The 17,401-nt window shown below is 62.3% G+C and carries 13 protein-coding genes and 1 riboswitch; of the genes, 6 read left to right on the forward strand and 7 right to left on the reverse strand.

The annotated features are described in order from the left end of the window. Nucleotides 1-49: 49 nt before the first annotated feature. The 4 genes from fdhD to fdnG form a co-directional block, all read right to left on the reverse strand. Nucleotides 50-1,453: a formate dehydrogenase accessory sulfurtransferase FdhD gene (gene fdhD, locus KP004_RS10280; RefSeq protein ID WP_216802216.1), complete on the reverse strand. Its 1,404-nt coding sequence runs from the start codon at nt 1,451-1,453 to the stop codon at nt 50-52. Between the two features lie 151 nt (nt 1,454-1,604). Then, nucleotides 1,605-2,807, reverse strand: coding sequence for an NrfD/PsrC family molybdoenzyme membrane anchor subunit (gene nrfD, locus KP004_RS10285; protein WP_216802217.1), 1,203 nt, complete (start codon nt 2,805-2,807; stop codon nt 1,605-1,607). After that, on the reverse strand, nt 2,808-3,647 hold the full coding sequence (locus tag KP004_RS10290) for a 4Fe-4S dicluster domain-containing protein (RefSeq protein WP_199388663.1): 840 nt from the start codon (nt 3,645-3,647) through the stop codon (nt 2,808-2,810). Continuing rightward, the gene (gene fdnG / locus KP004_RS10295) at nt 3,644-6,673 is read right to left on the reverse strand and encodes a formate dehydrogenase-N subunit alpha (protein ID WP_216802218.1); all 3,030 of its coding nucleotides are present in this window, start codon (nt 6,671-6,673) and stop codon (nt 3,644-3,646) included. Before fdnG ends, KP004_RS10290 begins: the two co-directional genes overlap by 4 nt. 269 nt (nt 6,674-6,942) lie before the next feature. Between fdnG and KP004_RS10300 the strand changes: the two genes are divergently transcribed. Continuing rightward, entirely contained in the window at nt 6,943-8,310 is a 1,368-nt protein-coding gene (locus tag KP004_RS10300) for a sigma-54-dependent transcriptional regulator (protein ID WP_216802219.1), read from the forward strand. Next, nucleotides 8,307-10,295: a cache domain-containing protein gene (locus tag KP004_RS10305; RefSeq protein WP_216802220.1), complete on the forward strand. Its 1,989-nt coding sequence runs from the start codon at nt 8,307-8,309 to the stop codon at nt 10,293-10,295. The genes KP004_RS10300 and KP004_RS10305 overlap by 4 nt, the downstream gene beginning before the upstream one ends. A gap of 79 nt (nt 10,296-10,374) precedes the next feature. On the opposite strand, the gene KP004_RS10310 is transcribed toward KP004_RS10305, so the two are convergent. Continuing rightward, nucleotides 10,375-10,803, reverse strand: coding sequence for an MOSC domain-containing protein (locus KP004_RS10310; RefSeq protein WP_199388659.1), 429 nt, complete (start codon nt 10,801-10,803; stop codon nt 10,375-10,377). A 16-nt stretch (nt 10,804-10,819) separates the two neighbouring features. Further along, entirely contained in the window at nt 10,820-11,800 is a 981-nt protein-coding gene (moaA, locus tag KP004_RS10315) for a GTP 3',8-cyclase MoaA (protein ID WP_216802221.1), read from the reverse strand. Between the two features lie 323 nt (nt 11,801-12,123). Then, nucleotides 12,124-12,244, forward strand: a riboswitch (molybdenum cofactor riboswitch). Between the two features lie 77 nt (nt 12,245-12,321). Between moaA and KP004_RS10320 the strand changes: the two genes are divergently transcribed. The 4 genes from KP004_RS10320 (at nt 12,322) to pta (ending at nt 15,702) form a co-directional block, all read left to right on the forward strand. Next, complete coding sequence (locus KP004_RS10320) at nt 12,322-13,533, forward strand: molybdopterin molybdotransferase MoeA (RefSeq protein ID WP_216802222.1); 1,212 nt, start codon at nt 12,322-12,324, stop codon at nt 13,531-13,533. A gap of 1 nt (nt 13,534) precedes the next feature. Next, a complete protein-coding gene (moaC, locus tag KP004_RS10325; protein WP_216802223.1) occupies nt 13,535-14,011 on the forward strand; it encodes a cyclic pyranopterin monophosphate synthase MoaC in 477 nt (158 codons plus the stop codon). Between the two features lie 100 nt (nt 14,012-14,111). After that, the gene (locus KP004_RS10330) at nt 14,112-14,609 is read left to right on the forward strand and encodes a MogA/MoaB family molybdenum cofactor biosynthesis protein (protein WP_216802224.1); all 498 of its coding nucleotides are present in this window, start codon (nt 14,112-14,114) and stop codon (nt 14,607-14,609) included. A 91-nt stretch (nt 14,610-14,700) separates the two neighbouring features. Beyond that, entirely contained in the window at nt 14,701-15,702 is a 1,002-nt protein-coding gene (gene pta / locus KP004_RS10335; RefSeq protein ID WP_216802225.1) for a phosphate acetyltransferase, read from the forward strand. 232 nt (nt 15,703-15,934) lie between these two features. Here the strand turns inward: pta and KP004_RS10340 are convergent, their stop codons facing one another. Continuing rightward, nucleotides 15,935-17,200, reverse strand: coding sequence for an acetate kinase (locus tag KP004_RS10340; protein WP_216802226.1), 1,266 nt, complete (start codon nt 17,198-17,200; stop codon nt 15,935-15,937). Nucleotides 17,201-17,401 lie beyond the last annotated feature (201 nt).

Genomic DNA, 17,401 nt, shown 5'->3' on the forward strand with positions numbered 1-17,401 from the left:
CGCCGGGGAGCTGTTGCGTTGACGCCTCTTGGTTCAGGCCGCCCTTAGGCTAGGCCTGCGCTTTCTGTGCTTGCTCGGCGGCAGGCAGGTTCTCAGTAGTGCCGGTCCTGACCTTGTCGCCGTTTCTCAACTCGTAGTATTCCTGCGGGGTGTTGATGTTGCTGAAAGAGTCGAACTCAGGATCGAAGCCGGCCACCTCGCTGGCCGGGATCTCGTTCACCTTCAACTGCGGCAGGATGGAGACGATGCGCCGCTTCCCCTGCTCCAGGCACTGCTCCATGGCGGCCAGGGCACTCTTGTTGTAGAGCGCGTGCAGCGGCTCGTAGCCGTGCCCGCTTTTCGGGAGCACCAGGTCGCAGTCGCCTCGACGCCCGGCGATGTGCCTGATCAGGGCCGGATCGAGGTGCGGCATGTCGCAGGCTACGGTGAAGACGCTCGGGGTGTTAGCCTGGGCGAGACCGGCGTGGATACCTGCCAGGGCACCCATCCCCGGGTAGAGGTCGGCCACCTTGCGGCAGGGCAGAAACTGGTACTGCTCCGGGGTGTTGGTCACCAAGATCACCTCAGGGAAGATCTCGGAGAGCTCCCGGTAGATGCTCTCGATGAAGCGCCCCCCCTTGTGCGGCAGAAGAGCCTTGTTGCTCCCCATGCGGCTGGAGGCGCCCCCCGCAAGGATTACGCCGGTGACGCCGGCGATCTTCTCGGGGCCGGAGGTGCTGATGGCTTCGGCGTGGGTGTAGACCTTGAAACTGTCGGCCCTGACGTAGCCGACCAGGGTGATGCCGGCCTCCTCGGCCATCTTCACCGCCATGTCGGTGGGCGAGGTGCGCGAGGCGATAAGGTCGATGCCGAGCATGGACGCCTTGGCGACCAGTTCGGTGGAGACGCGCCCCGAGGTGACCAATATGGTTCCAGCCAGCGAGATCCCCTTCAAGAGGGCCTCTCCGGCAATTCTGTCAATGGTATTGTGGCGGCCGATGTCCTCGGCATGCAACAGCAGCGTGTCGCTGCCGACGCCCGCGGAGTGCATCCCGCCGTGGTTCTTGTACCCTTCGCACTGCTGCGCCAGCTGGTTCATCAGGGCGAAGATGGTCTCGGGTGCGTGCACCCGGGAGGGGCCGGACTTCTCGACCGGCTTGGGCATGTTGAAACTGATCCCGGTGCCACAACCGGAGGTGAGTACCGGCTTGAGACGCTCGGGAAGCTCGCCGCGGATGGTGACGCTGGCGGCGCCGAAGTCCTGGCAGATGGCCAGCGCGAGGAAGTCGTCAACCTTGGAGACGAAGCCCTGCAGGCGCAGGAAGCCGGCAACCAGGAAACGCAGGTCGTGGGGTGAAGCGATTAGGGTCGCCATCTCGCGCCCGTTCACCACCAACTGCAGGGGGTACTCGGTAACCACCCCGCCTTCCAACTGCTCCATGACGCCCTTCTTGAAACTGTAAATAGTTGCCACCTGCGGACTCCTTGAATCTGATCTGGCTTGAGCTCTTGCCGTCCCCCGCCCTGCCCCTCCCCCGCCTGCGCGGGAGAGGGGACTTCGGGAGGGTTTCCTCGTACTTCTAAGCTTTTACTGCGAAAGATTCAAACTGTTGCTGCAACTTCCGTTAGGCCTTGGCCGCACCGTGAGCGTGGCCTTTCTCGGTTTTATGGAAGTGGTCCGGAATCGAGTAGTCGACGGTTTCCGGATGGTGCTCGAAGATCGGGAAGTACTTCGCGATCAGCACGAAGAACAGGATGTGCGCAGCGATGATGCCGATGGTAACCAGGCTCTCGATGAAGGACGGGTAGTAGAAGGTACCCGGTGCCTCCATGCCGAACATGGAGACGTTGAAGCGGTTCAGGATGATGCCGGCGATCACCAGCCAAGCGGCGGTAGCGCGCAGGCGGTTGTCTTCGCGGACCTTCCTGCTCATCAGCATGACCAGCGGCAGGATCATGCCGACGGCAACCTCGACGATGAACAGGACCAGCAGGCCCGGACGGTTGAAGAGCGGTCCCTGGGTCAAGGCGAAGAGGGAGAAGAACTTGACGGTCAGGTACACGGTGATGACCCAGGGGAGGATCTTGGCCAGGGTCTCGAGCAGTTCGCCCTCGTCCGGCTGCCCCATGTACTTGTGGCTCATGGTGGCTTCCACGATGATGATGGAAATGCCGGCGCACATCGCGGAGATCCAGAACAGCAGCGGCAGCAGCGGGTTGTACCAGAGGCTGTGCAGCTTATCGACCGCGATCAGGAAGAAGGTGCCCAGGGACGACTGGTGCAGGGTCGAGATGGAGGCCGCAGCTACAACCAGCGGCATCTCGATGGTGCGCAGCAGACGTAGCGGCACGTGGTAGCCGAACTTCTCGCACACCGGCGACAGGAACTCCAGGAAGAGCACCGTGGTGTAGGCCATGATGCACATGGAAACCTCGAACATCGGGGAGTGCGGGTTCCAGTACACCATGGTGTGCCAGCAGCGCTGCGGCTGGCCCAGGTCGAGCAGAAGCCCGACGCTGACCAGGGAGTAACCGAGGAAGCCGGTCACGATGGCCGGACGTACCAGCGGCTCGAGCTTCTTGATGTGGAAGCAGTGCACGATGGCCCCGAGGGTGAAGGCGCCCGCCGCGAGCGGTACCGCGGTGACGACGTCGAAGGAGATCCAGAGACCCCACGGGAAGGTATCGTTCAGGTTGGTGGTGACGCCCAGGCCGAACACGAAGCGGGCCAGGGAGGCGAGCGCGCCCACAGCCACCAGGACGATCAGGAACTGCACGAAGCGGTGGTAGCCCTTGATCTCGTTAGCGATTATCTTTGCAGCGGTCATCTAGCTCTCCTCCTTCGGCGTAGCGCCGGATTTTCTCTGCTCCTCTTCCTTGGCGATCCTCTCCTTCCTGTGGTTGAACCAGGACAGCAGCGACAGCGAGCCGCCGACGGTGAGGAAGATGCCCGGGACCAGGCGCAGCGCCTGCCAGGTGTAGGACGGGAGCGGACGCTTGGTGACCGGCTTGAAGCCGAGCTCGTCGAAGGGAAGCGCGGTCAGGTAGATGACCGAGGTGCCGCCCGCCTCTTCGGAACCGTAGAGCTTCTTAAGGTACTTCTCCGGACGTGCCGCGATCCTCTTGTTGGCTTCCTTGATCATGTCCTCGCGGTTGCCGTAGGTGATGGCGGAGACGCAGGTGGTGGCGCAGGCCGGCTTCAGCCCTTCCTTCACCCTGGAGTAGCAGCCGGTGCACTTTCTCACCAGCGGCAGGGCCTTGCTCCACTCGTACTTGGGCACCCCGAACGGGCAGGCGACCATGCAGAAGCGGCAGCCGATGCAGCGCTCCGCATCATAGGTGACCGGGCCTTCCTTGGTCTTCTTGAAGGCGCCTACCGGGCAGACCGATGCGCAGGCCGGCTCGTTGCAGTGCATGCACATCTCTTTGTAGAAGGCGAACTCGTTCTGCCCGTTCTTCTCGTAGTCCCGGAACTTGATGCGGGTAAAGGTGTATTCCGACATGAGCGGCGGGTTCTGGTAGCCTTCGCCGGTGAAGAACTCGGTCTTCTCGGCGCCCAGTTGGTTCCACTGCTTGCAGGCAACCTGGCAGCCGCGGCAGCCGGTGCACTTGGTCATGTCGATCAAAAATGCCTTGGTCTTGTTGAAGTCTTGGTTCTCGCTGCTCATGCGCGCTTACCCCCTTTCTCGATGTTGCAGAGGAATGCCTTGAACTCGGGGATGCTTGTGTTCGCGCAACCGACCGACGGCGTAAGGACGTTGCCGGAGTCGCCGGTAGCAAGACCTGCATAACCGAAGTGCCAGGGGAGACCCACCTGCTCTACCTCTTTCCCCTGCACGCTGAAGGGCTTCAGCCTGGAGGTGACCAGTGCCTTCGCCTCGATGGAGCCGCGCTCGCTGGTTACCTTGACCATGTCGCCGTTGTTGATTCCCTTGGCGCGGGCAAGCGTCTGAGAAATCTCTACGAACATGGTCGGGACCAGTTCGACCAGCCACGGGAGCGAACGGGTCATGGCGCCCGCCTGCCAGTGCTCGGTCATCCTGTAGGTGGTGCCGACGTACGGGAACTTGGCCGTATCGCTGGTCATGTTGGCCGGAATCTTCACGGCCGGGTTGGTCTGGGTTTTGGAAAGGAGGTTCTTTGCCGGGCTCTCGATCGGCTCGTAGTGCTCGGGGAACGGACCGTCCTTCATGTCCAGGGCGTAGAGACGGCCGTGGCCTTCAGCCAGCATGATGAAGGGGTATTTGCCTTCCTTGGCATCGTTCATCGGCGGCCAGGGACCGTCGGGCACGTCGCCTTTCCATTTCTTCTCCAGGGCGTCCCAGGTGATGACGACGCGCTTGGGGTTGAACGGCACACCGTCCGGGTTGACCGAGGCGCGGTTGTAGATGATGCGGCGGTTGACCGGCCAAGCCCAGGACCATTTCGGGTACATGCCCAGGCCGGTCGGGTCGGCGAGGTCGCGACGCGCCATCTGGTTGCCTTCCTTGGTGTAGGAGCCGCAGTAGATCCAGCAGCCGGAGACGGTGGAGCCGTCGTCCTGGAGGTACTTGAACATCGGGACCTGGTCGCCGGCCTTGAACTCCAGGGTCTTGTCCTTGTCGACGATGGTCATGTCCTTGGTGAAGTAGCCGTTGATCTCCTTGGCCACCATGTGCACTTCCGGCTCCTCGCCGTGACCGTAATTCCAGGAGAGCTTGGTGATCGGCTCGGGGAAGGCGCCGCCTTTTTCGTACGCCTTCTTCATGCGCTTGGCGAACTGGTCGATGATCCAGAGGTCGCTCTTCGCATCGCCGACCGGCTCGGCGGCCTTGTAGCGCCACTGGGCCCAGCGGCCGGAGTTGGAGATGGAACCTTCCTTCTCGACGGAGGAGGCTGCCGGCAGCATGAAGACTTCGGTCTTGATGTCTTTCGGGTTCACGCCGGGACGCTTCCAGAAGATGGAGGTCTCGGTTTCCCACAGGTCGACGGTGACGAGCCAATCGAGCTTGCCGAGAGCCTCGCGGGTCTTCAGGGAGTCCGGCCCACCGACGGCCGGGTTCTGGCCCATGCAGACCAGGCCCGCAAGTTCCCCTTTGCCCATTTTCTCCATCAGCTTGGTGAAGGAGTAGTTGCCGCTTCTCTTGGGCAGATAGTCGTAGCAGAAGTTGTTTTCCTTGGTGGCGTTGTCGCCGTACCAGGCCTTCAGGAGGCTCACGGTGTACTTCGGGGTGTTGCCCCACCAGTTGGCGCTCTTCGCATCCTTGGTCTTAGGGGTCCACTTCTCGAGGTAGGCCTTGAGGTCCACGTTGTCGAACTCCGGGGACTTCAGGTAGCCCGGCAGGAGGTGGAACAGCAGGCCGTAGTCGGTCGACCCCTGTACGTTGGACTCACCGCGCAGCGCGTTGACGCCGCCGCCGGCGATGCCGATGTTACCCAGCAGCATCTGCAGCATGGCGGTAGCACGGACGTTCTGGGAGCCGTGGGTGGACTGGGTGATTCCCATCGCGTAGAGGATGGTACCTGCCTTGTCGGCGCGACCGGTTGAGCAGTAGGCCTTGGCGACGGCGACGTAGTCTTCCTTCTTGGTGCCGGTGATGTTGCAGACCATGTCCACGGTGTAACGGGAGTAGTGCTTCTTCAGGAGCTGGTAAACGCAGCGCGGATCCTTCATGGAGTGGTCGCGCTTGGGGTTACCGGCGCCGTCCACCGCGTAGGCCCAGGCCTTGGCATCGTAGGTCTTCTCCTGGTCGTCGAATGCGCAGAAGATCCCCTCGTTGAAGTCGTACTTGTCGTTCACGATGAAGGTGGCGTTGGTGTACTCGCGGACGTACTCCTCGTGGATCATGTTGTTCTGCAGCGCGTAGTTGATCATGCCGCCCAAGAAGGCGATGTCGGTGCCGGGACGGATCTGCGCGTAGTGGTCCGCCTTGGAGGCGGTCCTGGTGAAGCGGGGATCGACGGCGATCAGCTTGCCGCCGTTATCCATGGCCGCCTCGATCCATTTCATGGAAATCGGGTGGTTCTCGGCCGGGTTGCAGCCGATGGCGAGAATCGCGTCAGCGTTTCTCAGGTCGATCCAGTGGTTGGTCATTGCCCCACGTCCAAACGAAGCCGCCAGACCGGCGACTGTAGCGGAGTGTCATATTCGGGCTTGATGTTCGAGGTTAGCCACACCCATGGAGCGGGCGAACTTGCTCCAGAGGTAGCACTCCTCGTTGTCCAGACCGGCGCCGCCGAGGAAAGCCATCCCTTCGGTGCGGTTGACCACGTACTCTTTGTTGTCTTTCTTGTTGATCTCTTTGGCCTTGAAGGACTTGTCGCGCGTCTCCTTCATCTTCTGCGCGATGCGCTCCAGGGCCCAGTCCCACGACTTCTCTTCGAACTTGTCGCTGCCGGGGGCGCGGTACATGACCTTCTGCAGGCGGCGCTCGTTGTTGGCCACCTGGAACAGCGCGCTACCCTTCGAGCAGAGCGCACCCTGGTTGATCGGGTGCTGGGTGTCCCCCTCGATGTTCACGATCTTGCCGTTCTTGGTATGCACCACAAGCCCGCAACCTACCGCGCAGAAAGGACAGATGGTGGTCGAGCTTTTCAGCCCCTTGGTGCGCATCTGCGAGCTGTCTGCGCCGCCCGCTTCTGCCTTTTTGCCGGAGAGGATCAGTGCCGCCGCAGCCGCCCCCCCCTGCAGAAACTCCCGTCGTGAAACTGCCATGTTGAATCTCTCCTTTTTCCATGATAAACGTCGTCGACGCCGGATAAGCACCGCGTATACGGCAATTGCCATGCCAGCGCGTAAACGTTTACGAGAAAAATAGTTGTGTACCGTAAACGTCCGAAATGATAATGTTGTCTGCGCCAGTCGGGAATTTCGCAAACATGAACTTTAATTAACAAATGCGTCGTTTTGTCAAAATGTGTGACATTTTGTCCAAAACGACTCTTCCAGCAACGGCGCGGGAAAGAAGCGAGGAACGCCCCAAAATGACACAAGAACGAATTCTGATCTGTGACGACGAGGAAGGGATCCTCATCTACCTGAAGAAGCTGTTGCAGACCCAGGGGTACCTGGTGGAGACCTTCAACGCCGGAGCGCTGCTTTTGCGCCGCCTGCGCGAAGGGGATCCCGGCGACGCCGACCTCATCCTGCAGGACGTCAGGATGCCCGACCTCGACGGTATCAGCGTGCTGCAGGAGGTGAAGCGGCTCCGCCCTACCCTCCCCATCATCATCATGACCGCCTTCGGAACCATCGATGCCGCGGTAGAGGCGATCAAGCTGGGCGCCTACGACTACGTCACCAAGCCCTTCCCCAAGGAAAAGATCCTGAGCGTCTTGAAGAATGCGCTGGAAAAGGAGCAGCTGTTGCAGGAAAACCGGGCGCTCAAGACCGAGCTGGGCAAGCCCATCCTGCAGGACGCCATCATCTTCAGAAGTGCCGTGTTCCAGGAGACCTACGACCTCACCCTCCAGGTCGCGGCGAGCGAGGCCAACATCCTGGTGCTGGGCGAATCCGGCACCGGCAAGGAGTTGATCGCCGGCGCCATCCATTACAATAGCCCCCGGCGCGAGCGCCGCTTCCTCTCCATCAACTGCGCCGCCCTCACCGAAACCCTCCTGGAGAGCCAGCTCTTCGGGCACGTCCGCGGCGCCTTCACCGGTGCCATCACACACCAGAAGGGACTCCTGGAGGAGGCCGACGGCGGCACCCTGTTCATGGACGAGATCGGCGACATGAGCCTCCCCATCCAGGCGAAGCTCTTGCGCGTGATCCAGGAACGCGACTTCATTCCCGTGGGTGCCACCCGCGCCAAGAGCGCCGACATCCGCTTCGTAGCCGCCACCAACAAGGACCTCGAGGAGGAGGTGCGCGTCGGCAGGTTCCGCGAGGACCTCTACTACCGCCTGAACGTGATCAACATCCCCCTCCCCCCCCTGCGCGACCGGAAGGACGACATCGAGCCGCTGGCCCAGCATTTCCTCAAGAAATACAGCCTCAAGATGAAGAAGGAGGTGACCGGGGTCACCCCGGAGGCGCTGCACCTCCTGTGCAGCTACGACTGGCCCGGCAACATCCGCGAACTGGAAAACGTGATGGAGCGTGCCGTGATCCTGGCCCGCACCCCGCTGGTGACCCCCAAGGAGCTCCCCATCTGGCGTAGGCAGCAAAAAGCTTCGGCCGCGCCCGTCGAGCCGCAGCTGGTTTCCCTGGAGAACATGGAGAAGGCGCACATCGAGCGCACCCTGCTCGGCACCGGATACCACAAGAGCCGCTCCGCCGAGATCCTGGGCATCTCCAGGAAGACCCTGGATCGCAAGATCGCCGAGTACGAGATCACCATCCCCTCATGAATATCCCCAGGCTCCGATTTCCCATCAAGACCAAGCTCACGGTCGCCACGCTGATCCCGCTGGCGATCGCCATCCTGATCTGCTGGATGGCCGGCGTCTTCATCCTGAGCGCCAAGGTGGCCGCCCAGGCCCAGGAGAAGGTGCGTTACGACCTCTCCGTGGCCCGCGAGGCGTACCTGAACGAACTGACCCGCCTCTACGACGCGGTGAAGCTCTCCGCCTCTTTCGGCAGAACCTCCGAGACCGTCATCGCCGCGGACCAGCGCGCCCTGGCCGCGACGCTATCGCCGGTGCGCAAGAGCGAGCACCTGGACATCCTGGCGGCGGTGGACGCCTCCGGCAAGGTGATCTTCCGGGCCAACAACCCCAAGCAGTTCGGCGACGAGAAACTGCGCAACCTATTCGTGGCGCGGGCCCTCAAGGGGGAACTGGTGAGCGGCACCACCATCATCCCCACCGCCGAATTGGCGCTGGAGGGTGAGGAACTGGTGCGCCAGGCCCATGTCCAGGTGGCCGGAACCAAATCGGACCCAACGCCGCCCGCTCCGCTCACCGGCGCCATGCTCCTCTTCGTGGCCGCGCCGGTACGGGACCAGGCCGGCAACGTGGTGGGAGCGCTGTACGGCGGGGTTTTGTTGAACAACAACAAAAAGCTGGTGGACAAGATCAAGACTGTCGTCTACGAAGGGGCGAAATCCAACGGCCGCGACGTGGGTAACTCCACCATATTTCAGGGGGACGTCCGGATCGCGACCAACGTCCCCAATACCGACGGCAGCCGTGCCATCGGCACCAAACTCTCGGCGCCGGTGTACGACCGCGTCCTGCTAAAAGGGGCCAAGTGGGTGGGGAGGGCCTTCGTGGTCAACGACTGGTACCTGACCGCCTACGAGCCGATCTTTTCGCTGCAGGGGGTGCCGATCGGGGCACTCTACGTGGGGATGCTGGAGAGTCACTACTCGGCGGTGAAGACCGACATGGCGGTCCTTTTGAGCTTCGTGCTCCTTTTGAGCGGGCTGACCGGGGTTTCCATGTCCGGTTTCCTGGGACGCAAGCTGGCGCAACCGATCAAGGAACTGGAGCTCTTGACGCGGCGGGTGGCGGCGGGCGAGCGGGACGTAAAGAGCACCATCGACTCGCGCGACGAGATCGGCGACCTGGCTGAGCGCTTCAACGACATGAGCCAGTCCCTTGCCGAGCGCGAGGACAGCATCATCGAGCTGAACCGGAACCTGGAGCAGAAGGTACAGTTGAGGACGGCAGAACTGGAGGAGAAGAACCGACTCCTGGTGCAGACGCGTGAGGAGCTGTTGCGGGTCGAGAAGCTGGCGGCAATCGGCGAGTTGGCGGCAGGCGTCGCCCACGAAATCAACAACCCCATGGCCATCATCCGCGGCAACACGGAGCTTTTGCAGCTCTCGGTCCCGGAGGACGCCCCCAACCGTGAGGAGGTGGACACCATCTTCCAGCAGGTAAAGCGGGTGGAGCGGATCGTATCAAACCTGTTGAAGTTCGCCCGGCGCGAGCAGATGGAGCGCGGCGAGGTACACCTGAACGAGCTTTTGCACGAGATCGTGGGGCAGATAGGTCACCAGGTTTCCCTGGAGAAGATCGAGGTGTTCGAGTTCTACGCCGAGGAGGTGGCCGTGGTCGAAGGGGACCAGGACCAGCTGCGGCAGGTATTCACCAACTTGATCCTGAACGCCGTGCAGGCGATGCCTGACGGCGGCGTTCTCGACATCAGGAGCGCGCCGGTGGGGAGTGGGGACAACTACGAAGTGAAGATTTCCGATACCGGAGTCGGGATCCAGCTGGAGAACCTGAGGCAGGTATTCAACCCCTTCTACACCACCAAGGCGAACGGCACGGGGTTAGGGTTGTCGGTAAGTTACGGCATCATCAGGGAGCACGGCGGTTGCATCGACGTGGAGAGCATCCCAGGTCGAGGCAGCAGTTTCACCGTGCTGCTCCCCTGCGAGCACTGAAGCCCCCCCTTTACGCAAAGAGGCCGCGAGCGTGCAGACGCCTCGCGGCCTTTCACTGTTTTGTACCAGTTGCAGCGTCTTACACCACCACCTTATCCCCGGGCCGAACCACCCCGCCCTTCAGCACCCTGGCGAAGATCCCCTCTTTGGGCATCACGCAGTCACCGGCCTGGTAGTAGATGGCGCAGCGGGTATGGCACTCCTTGCCGATCTGGGTCACCTCCAGGAGGGTCTCCCCGAGCTCGATCTTGGCGCCGATGGGGAGGCTCACCAGGTCCACCCCTTCGGTGGTGATGTTCTCGGCGAAGTCCCCTTCCTTCACGTCCAGCCCGAGCGCCTGCATCTTGGCGATGCTTTCCTGGGCGAGAAGACTTACCTGCCGGTGCCAGTCGCCGGCGTGGCCGTCGCCGACGATGCCGTGCTCCTCGCGCATAGTGACCTCGGGGACCGGGGTCTTCCTCTCCCCTTTGTTCTTGCTGATATTGACGGCGATTACCTTTCCGATCATGCCTTCTCCTTGTTCTCTAGCCGCCTACGCGGGACATTGCGAATGGTTTGGTTTCCACACCTTCATCGGTCACCTCGTGCCGCCCCGGTTTGGCCGCCACGATGCGCCGGATTTCCTTGCGTAAAAGTTCGTCGTCGCCCGTCACCAGCACCGGTTTCAGGTCGACGCCTTCCCCGGAGAACAGGCACCCCTTGGCGACACCGGACGCGGTCACCCGCAGGCGGTTGCAGCCGTCGCAGAAGTGCCCCGTCATGGCGGTGATGATCCCCAGCGACCCGGGCGCCCCCTGAATCCGGAAATTCTTGGACGGGCCGGAGCGCTCGCTGTTGGTGCTTTCCTCGATGGTGTACTCGCGGGCAATGCGCTCCCTAATCTCGGCACCCGGTACGGTGAGGTCACGCCAGTCCGCGTCGCCAGAGGTCGGCATGTACTCGATGAAGCGCACCGCATAGGGACGCTTCAGGGTCAGCGCCGCGAAATCAAGGATCTCGTCGTCGTTCACCCCGCGCATCACCACCACGTTGATCTTGTGGGGCGGGAAGCCGACCCGTTCCGCCTCGTCGAGCCCGTCCAGTACCCGCTGCAGGTCTCCCCCGCGGGTGATGGCGGCAAAGGTTTCCGGCTTGAGAGAATCGAGGCTCACGTTCAGCCTCTGTACCCCGGCATCTCTCAACCCCTGCGCCATCTCCTTCAAAAGGAGGCCGTTGGTGGTCAGGACCAGTTCCTTCAGCCCCGGCAAGGCGGCCAGGCGTGCCAGGAAGTCGACGATTCCCTTGCGCACCAGGGGCTCCCCGCCGGTGACGCGGATCTTCTCGATCCCGGCGGCAACGGCCTCGGACGAGATCCGGAGCAGATCCTCGTAGGAGAGCATCTCGCAGTGGCTCAGCTTCTCGACACCCTCTTCAGGCATGCAGTAGCTGCAGCGGAGGTTGCAGCGATCGGTGACCGAGAGTCGCAGGTAGTTGATGCGCCTGCCGTAGGTATCTATCAATGACATAAAATTCCCTGATTACAGGTGTTTAAACTGCTTGACCTCAAGCGGCGGGTGATCCCGCAGGCAGCCGGTCGCGGCTCGACTGTCTGGTACACGCTAAAAACCATACCTTGTTTGTCAAACGGAAATCAACCACTTTAATGAGCATGGTTGGGGTGCCCCTGCAGACTGGCTAGAAAAGTATACGGCTTGGAGGCGAGGCGGCGCAGCCTCCGAAAACCACTAAATTACAAGGTGTTACCATGGCGTTGGCACGGCCCGGGGTGCAACCCTTAAGCTAAAATAATTGTTTATTTCCGCCCAAATATGCTATGGCTTTGGGAAAATATGCACAACGTCTCCGAGCTGCTGCCGTCTAAAGGGAAACACCCCAGGGCGCCGCAGCCGATGGGTGCTGCCGGAAACGGCACCGCCTCCCTCTTGGAAAGGAGAAGCACCGCCGCATCAGCGCACGGGCCCCCTCTTCCTTCACGGAGACGGGGCTTTTTTCGTAACTGCCATTAACAAGGAACAAAGAGGAAGAGATGACGAACTACGAGCAAGCCAGACGCATGGTCATCGAAAAGGTGGCGCCCGTTGGCGTGGAAAGGGTGCTGCTTCTGGAAGCCGCCGGACGGGTGCTGGCCGAGGACTACGTGGCCCCCAAGGACATGCCGCGCTGGGACAACTCCGCCATGGATGGATTCGCCGTCAGGAGCGCAGACTGCGCGCCGGGCACCGTACTGAAGGTCACCGACTACATCCCCGCCGGTGTCAGTTCCGACGACGCCGTGACGCCGGGGTGCGCGGCGCGCATCATGACCGGCGCCCCCATCCCGCCGGGTGCCGATGCGGTCGTGCCGATAGAGGAGACCGAGAACACGGCCGAGACCGTGAAGCTCCTGCAGCAGGTGAAAAAGCACGACCATATCCGCTTCCAGGGCGAGGACGTGCGCAGCGGTGAGGCGGTCATGCCGCGCGGCACCGTCATCGGCGCTCCCCAGGTGAGTCTGCTGGCCTCCTTCTCGGCGGTCCTGGTTCCGGTCTACCGCAAGGTGCGCGTTGCGATTCTCTCCACCGGCGACGAACTGGTCGAAGTAGGCACCGAGCCCAAAGAGAGCCAGATCGTCAACAGCAATACCCTCGCCCTCGCCACCGCCATCAAGCTCTGCGGCGCCGAACCAGTCATCCTCGGCATCGCCCGCGACGACCGCGACAGCCACCGGGCCCTGCTCTCCGAGGGACTGAAGGCGGACGTGCTGATCACCTCGGCCGGGGTCTCCGCCGGGGACCGTGACCTGGTGCGCGAGGTGCTGGCGGAACTGGGCGTAGTGGAGCAGTTCTGGAAGCCCGGCATCAAGCCCGGCGGCCCCACGGCCTTCGGCATGAAAGGGAACATCCCCGTTTTTTCACTGCCCGGCAACCCGGTTTCCACCATGATCACCTTCGAGGAGTTCGCCCGGCCGGCGATCCTGCGCATGATGGGGCACGAGAAGGTGTTCCGTCGCACCGTCAGGGGCGTCCTCAAGGAAGGGGCGCGCAAGAAGGCGGGTAAGGTCAACTTCCTGCGTGTCCACGTCGCCATCGAGGGAGGGCGCTATATCGCCAGCACCTCGGGAGATCAAAACACCGGGATACTGAAGACCATGCTGCGCTGCAACGCCCTCGCCATCCTCCCCGCCGAGGCGACCGAGTTCGCCGCCGGCGCGGAAGTAGATCTGCACCTGCTCGATCCCACCTTGGAAATGGAGGTTTAACATGTCGTTCAACCACTTTGACGCCAGCGGCAACGCCATCATGGTCGACGTAAGCCAGAAGACCCCGACCATGCGCACCGCCGTAGCCGGCGCCGTGCTGACCCTGAAACCCGAAACCGTGCAGTCCATCGTCTCCGGGAAGATGGCCAAGGGCGACGTCCTCGGCGTGGCCCGCCTGGCCGGCATCGCCGGCGCCAAGAAGACCCCCGACCTGATACCACTCTCCCACCCGCTCGCCATTCACCACGTCGCCATAGAGTTCGAGGTGGACGAGGCGAAGGGAACCATCGGCGTCATGGCCACCGTGCGCGCCTTCGAGCGGACCGGCGTGGAGATGGAGGCCATGACCGCCGCCACCGTAGCCGCACTCACCGTGTACGACATGTGCAAGGGGACCGACAAGGGTATCGTCATCTCGGATGTGAAGCTGCACTACAAGGAAGGCGGCAAGAGCGGCGTCTTCAAGCGCGAGGACTAAGCACGCGTCGATGGGGACTGGCTCCGCAGGTGCCTGTCCCCTTTCGCTGCGTCAGACCGGTCGGACGTCCGACGTCCACCAGACTTAAAGGAGCCTCTACATGCGAGCAGCCATTCTCACCCTCAGCGACCGCTGTTCCACCGGGGAGCGTGCCGACGGCAGCGGCCCCGCCCTGCGGGCCTGGCTCGAAGAGCGCGGCGTCACGGTCGCCTGCACCGACGTCATCCCCGACGAGGGCGCCCTCATCTCGGAAAAACTCACCGAGTGGGCCGACAGCGGCCTCTACGACCTCATCCTCACCACCGGCGGCACCGGCGTCTCGCCGCGCGACGTCACCCCTGAGGCCACCGAGCGCGTGGTGGAGCGCCTGCTCCCCGGCTTCGGCGAGGTGATGCGCATGGAAAGCCTGAAGAAGACCCCGCACGCCATCATCTCCCGCGCAGTCGCCGGCATCAGGAAAAACGCGCTCATCATCAACCTTCCCGGCAGCCCCAAGGGCGCCACCGAGAACATCGGCTTCGTCTGGGCCGCGGTGCCCCATGCGGTCGCCAAACTGCAGGGAGACCCCGAGGAGTGCGGCACGCCGCTGCCGCGCTGACCGCCGAAGGGACGGCTTTTTTATTGACCGATCCCGCCCGCTGGGTTATATAACTAACACGGTTTTATAATTCAATTACGGAGGAATGCCCATGCCGTTGGTTAAGCAGATTCACGAGAAGGCGAAATCGAAACTCAAGACGGTGGTCTTGCCGGAGAGCTACGACGAAAGGATGCTCTTTGCCGCGCAGCAGATCGTGGAACAAGGTTTGGCCAAGATCGTGCTTTTGGGCAAGCCGGATGCGATCCAGGCGGCGGCCGCTGCCAAGGGGATCAACCTGGCCGGCGTGGAACTGGTCGACCCCGCCACTTCGCCCAAGCTCGACGCCTACGTCGGCAAGCTCGTGGAACTGAGGAAATCCAAGGGGCTCACCCCGCAGCAGGCCCAGGAGATGCTGACCGCGCCGGACAACCTCTACTTCGCAGGCATGATGGTGCGCGAGGGTGATGCCGACGGCGAGGTGGCCGGTGCCACCGGAACCACGGGTGACGTGTTGCGTGCCGCCTTCCAGACCGTCGGTCCCGCTCCCGGCATCAAGACCGTTTCCTCCTTCTTCCTGATGGCCACCCAGACGCCGAACTTCGGCGAGAACGGCGTCATCCTCTTCGCCGACTGCGCCGTCAACCCGAACCCCGATGCGCAGGCATTGGCCGAAATCGCCATCGCGACCGCGAGGAACTGCAAGTCCTTCCTCGACGTCCCGGCCCGCGTCGCCATGCTCTCCTTCTCCACCAAGGGAAGCGCGAGCCACCCCGACGCCGACAAGGTGCTGAAGGCGCTGGAGATCGCCAAGGGGATGGATCCCGAGCTTTCCATCGACGGCGAGCTGCAGGCCGACGCCGCACTCATCCCGGCGGTCGGCGCCAAGAAGGCACCGGGGAGCGGCGTGGCGGGCAAGGCCAACGTCCTCGTCTTCCCGACCCTCGATGCAGGCAACATCGCCTACAAGCTGGTCGAGCGTCTGGCAGGCGCCAAGGCCATCGGCCCGGTGATCCAGGGTCTCGCGAAGCCGGTCAACGACCTCTCCCGCGGCTGCTCCGTGCAGGACATCGTCGACGTCACCGCCATCACCGCGGTGCAGGCGCAAGGGTAACGCGCGGCATTCTCCTCAGGCTTCCCCAGGTCCCCTCTCCCTTTGGGAGAGGGTGCCCGCAGGGCGGCTGAGGGCGCTGCCACGACTGATCACTTTGATTGCAACGCCCTCACCCCATCCCTCTCCCGGAGGGAGAGGGGGTATCAAGCAACTGGCAAGAGCGTGACAACTATATAAAAAAGGCCGGCGGGGTTAACCCCGCCGGCCTTTTTGCTGTCTAGTGTCGCCTGACTTACTTCCTTACGAAGTCGGGCCTGGAGAAGCTGTACTCGAAGTTCATGTGATCGGTGTAGGTGCCGTTCAAGATGGCGGCCACGTCCTCGGTGAACACCAGCTCCTCGTCGGTCGGGATCACGTACACCTTGACCGGCGAATCGTCGGTGGTGATCAGCGTCTCGCGCTTCCTGGTCATGGCCGAGGCGTTGCGCTCCTTGTCTAGAACGATGCCCAGGTGCTCGAGCCCGGCGATGGCACGCTCCCTGATCGGCGCCCCCATCTCCCCTACCCCGGCGGTGAAGACGACCGCATCAAGCCTCCCCACAACAGCCATGTAGGTGCCGATGTACTTCTTGAGCCGGTACGCCTCGATGTCCAGCGCCAGCGAACAGAGACGGTCGCCGTCGTTGGCGTTTTCGATCACGTCGCGGCGGTCGGTGAAGCGGCCGGTGATGCCGATGACGCCGCTCTTCTTGTTCAGAATGGAGTCGATTTCCTTCGCGGAAAGGTTCTCCTTCTGCATCATGAAGGCGGGGATGGCGGGGTCGATGTCGCCGCAACGGGTACCCATCATGGCGCCTTCCAGCGGGGTGAGCCCCATGCTGGTGTCGACCGACACGCCATTTTTAATGGCACAGTGGGAGACGCCGTTGCCGATGTGCATGGTGATGACGTTGCACTGGTTGGCGGGCTTACCCAGGATCGCGGCGATCCGCTTGGAAACGTAGAGGTGCGAGGTACCGTGGAAACCGTAGCGGCGCACGCCGTACTTCTCGTACCACTCGTACGGCAGCGGATAGAGGTAGGCATGCTCGGGCATAGTCTGATGAAACGCCGTATCGAAAATGGCGACCTGCGGTACGCCGGGGAGCACGGCCATGGCGCCCTCGATGCCGGCGATGTTGGGCGGGTTGTGCAGCGGCGCCAGGTGCTGTACCTCGGTGACCGCGGCCAGGACCTCGTCGTCGATCAGCACGGACTTGGTGAACTTCTCGCCGCCGTGCACCACTCGGTGGCCGACAGCAGCGATCTGCTTGATGTCCCGGAGGACGCCGTGAGTCGGGGAGGTCAGGGTTCTCAGGATCAGGTCAACTGCGGTCTTGTGGTCCGGGCAGTCGGAGTCTTCACGGTAGGTCTCACGCCCGGGGACCTCGTGCAGGATGAAGGAGTCGCCGATGACCACGCGTTCCACCATCCCCTTTGCCACAACCACTTTTTTATCCCAGTCAAACAACTGGTATTTTACAGAAGAACTCCCGCAGTTAAGTGCCAGAATATCCATCGATTAGCATCCCCCGTGATTGTAGTTTGCCCAGTGATACGAGGAAGATCCACACCGGACAAAAAGTACACAAATAAAACCTTTTTTTATATATACAGGAGAGTCGCCCTCAGTTCAAGATTTTTCTCCCGATTAGGAGTTTATTGTCTACAGCTTTATGGTGGACTTTTTGCGAGCGCTGTGCTAGTTTCCACGTCAACT

It is taken from the genome of Geomonas oryzisoli, from assembly GCF_018986915.1.
In the GTDB taxonomy this organism is placed as follows: Bacteria; Desulfobacterota; Desulfuromonadia; order Geobacterales; family Geobacteraceae; genus Geomonas; species Geomonas oryzisoli.

Excerpts from the sequence above, each read along its gene's own strand:
- nrfD (WP_216802217.1), bottom strand. The coding sequence starts at position 2,807 with ATGACCGCTGCAAAGATAATCGCTAACGAGATCAAGGGCTACCACCGC.
- KP004_RS10320 (WP_216802222.1), top strand. The coding sequence starts at position 12,322 with ATGACGAACTACGAGCAAGCCAGACGCATGGTCATCGAAAAGGTGGCG.
- KP004_RS10310 (WP_199388659.1), bottom strand. The coding sequence starts at position 10,803 with ATGATCGGAAAGGTAATCGCCGTCAATATCAGCAAGAACAAAGGGGAG.
- KP004_RS10330 (WP_216802224.1), top strand. The coding sequence starts at position 14,112 with ATGCGAGCAGCCATTCTCACCCTCAGCGACCGCTGTTCCACCGGGGAG.
- KP004_RS10300 (WP_216802219.1), top strand. The coding sequence starts at position 6,943 with ATGACACAAGAACGAATTCTGATCTGTGACGACGAGGAAGGGATCCTC.
- KP004_RS10305 (WP_216802220.1), top strand. The coding sequence starts at position 8,307 with ATGAATATCCCCAGGCTCCGATTTCCCATCAAGACCAAGCTCACGGTC.
- moaA (WP_216802221.1), bottom strand. The coding sequence starts at position 11,800 with ATGTCATTGATAGATACCTACGGCAGGCGCATCAACTACCTGCGACTC.
- pta (WP_216802225.1), top strand. The coding sequence starts at position 14,701 with ATGCCGTTGGTTAAGCAGATTCACGAGAAGGCGAAATCGAAACTCAAG.
- moaC (WP_216802223.1), top strand. The coding sequence starts at position 13,535 with ATGTCGTTCAACCACTTTGACGCCAGCGGCAACGCCATCATGGTCGAC.
- KP004_RS10290 (WP_199388663.1), bottom strand. The coding sequence starts at position 3,647 with ATGAGCAGCGAGAACCAAGACTTCAACAAGACCAAGGCATTTTTGATC.
- KP004_RS10340 (WP_216802226.1), bottom strand. The coding sequence starts at position 17,200 with ATGGATATTCTGGCACTTAACTGCGGGAGTTCTTCTGTAAAATACCAG.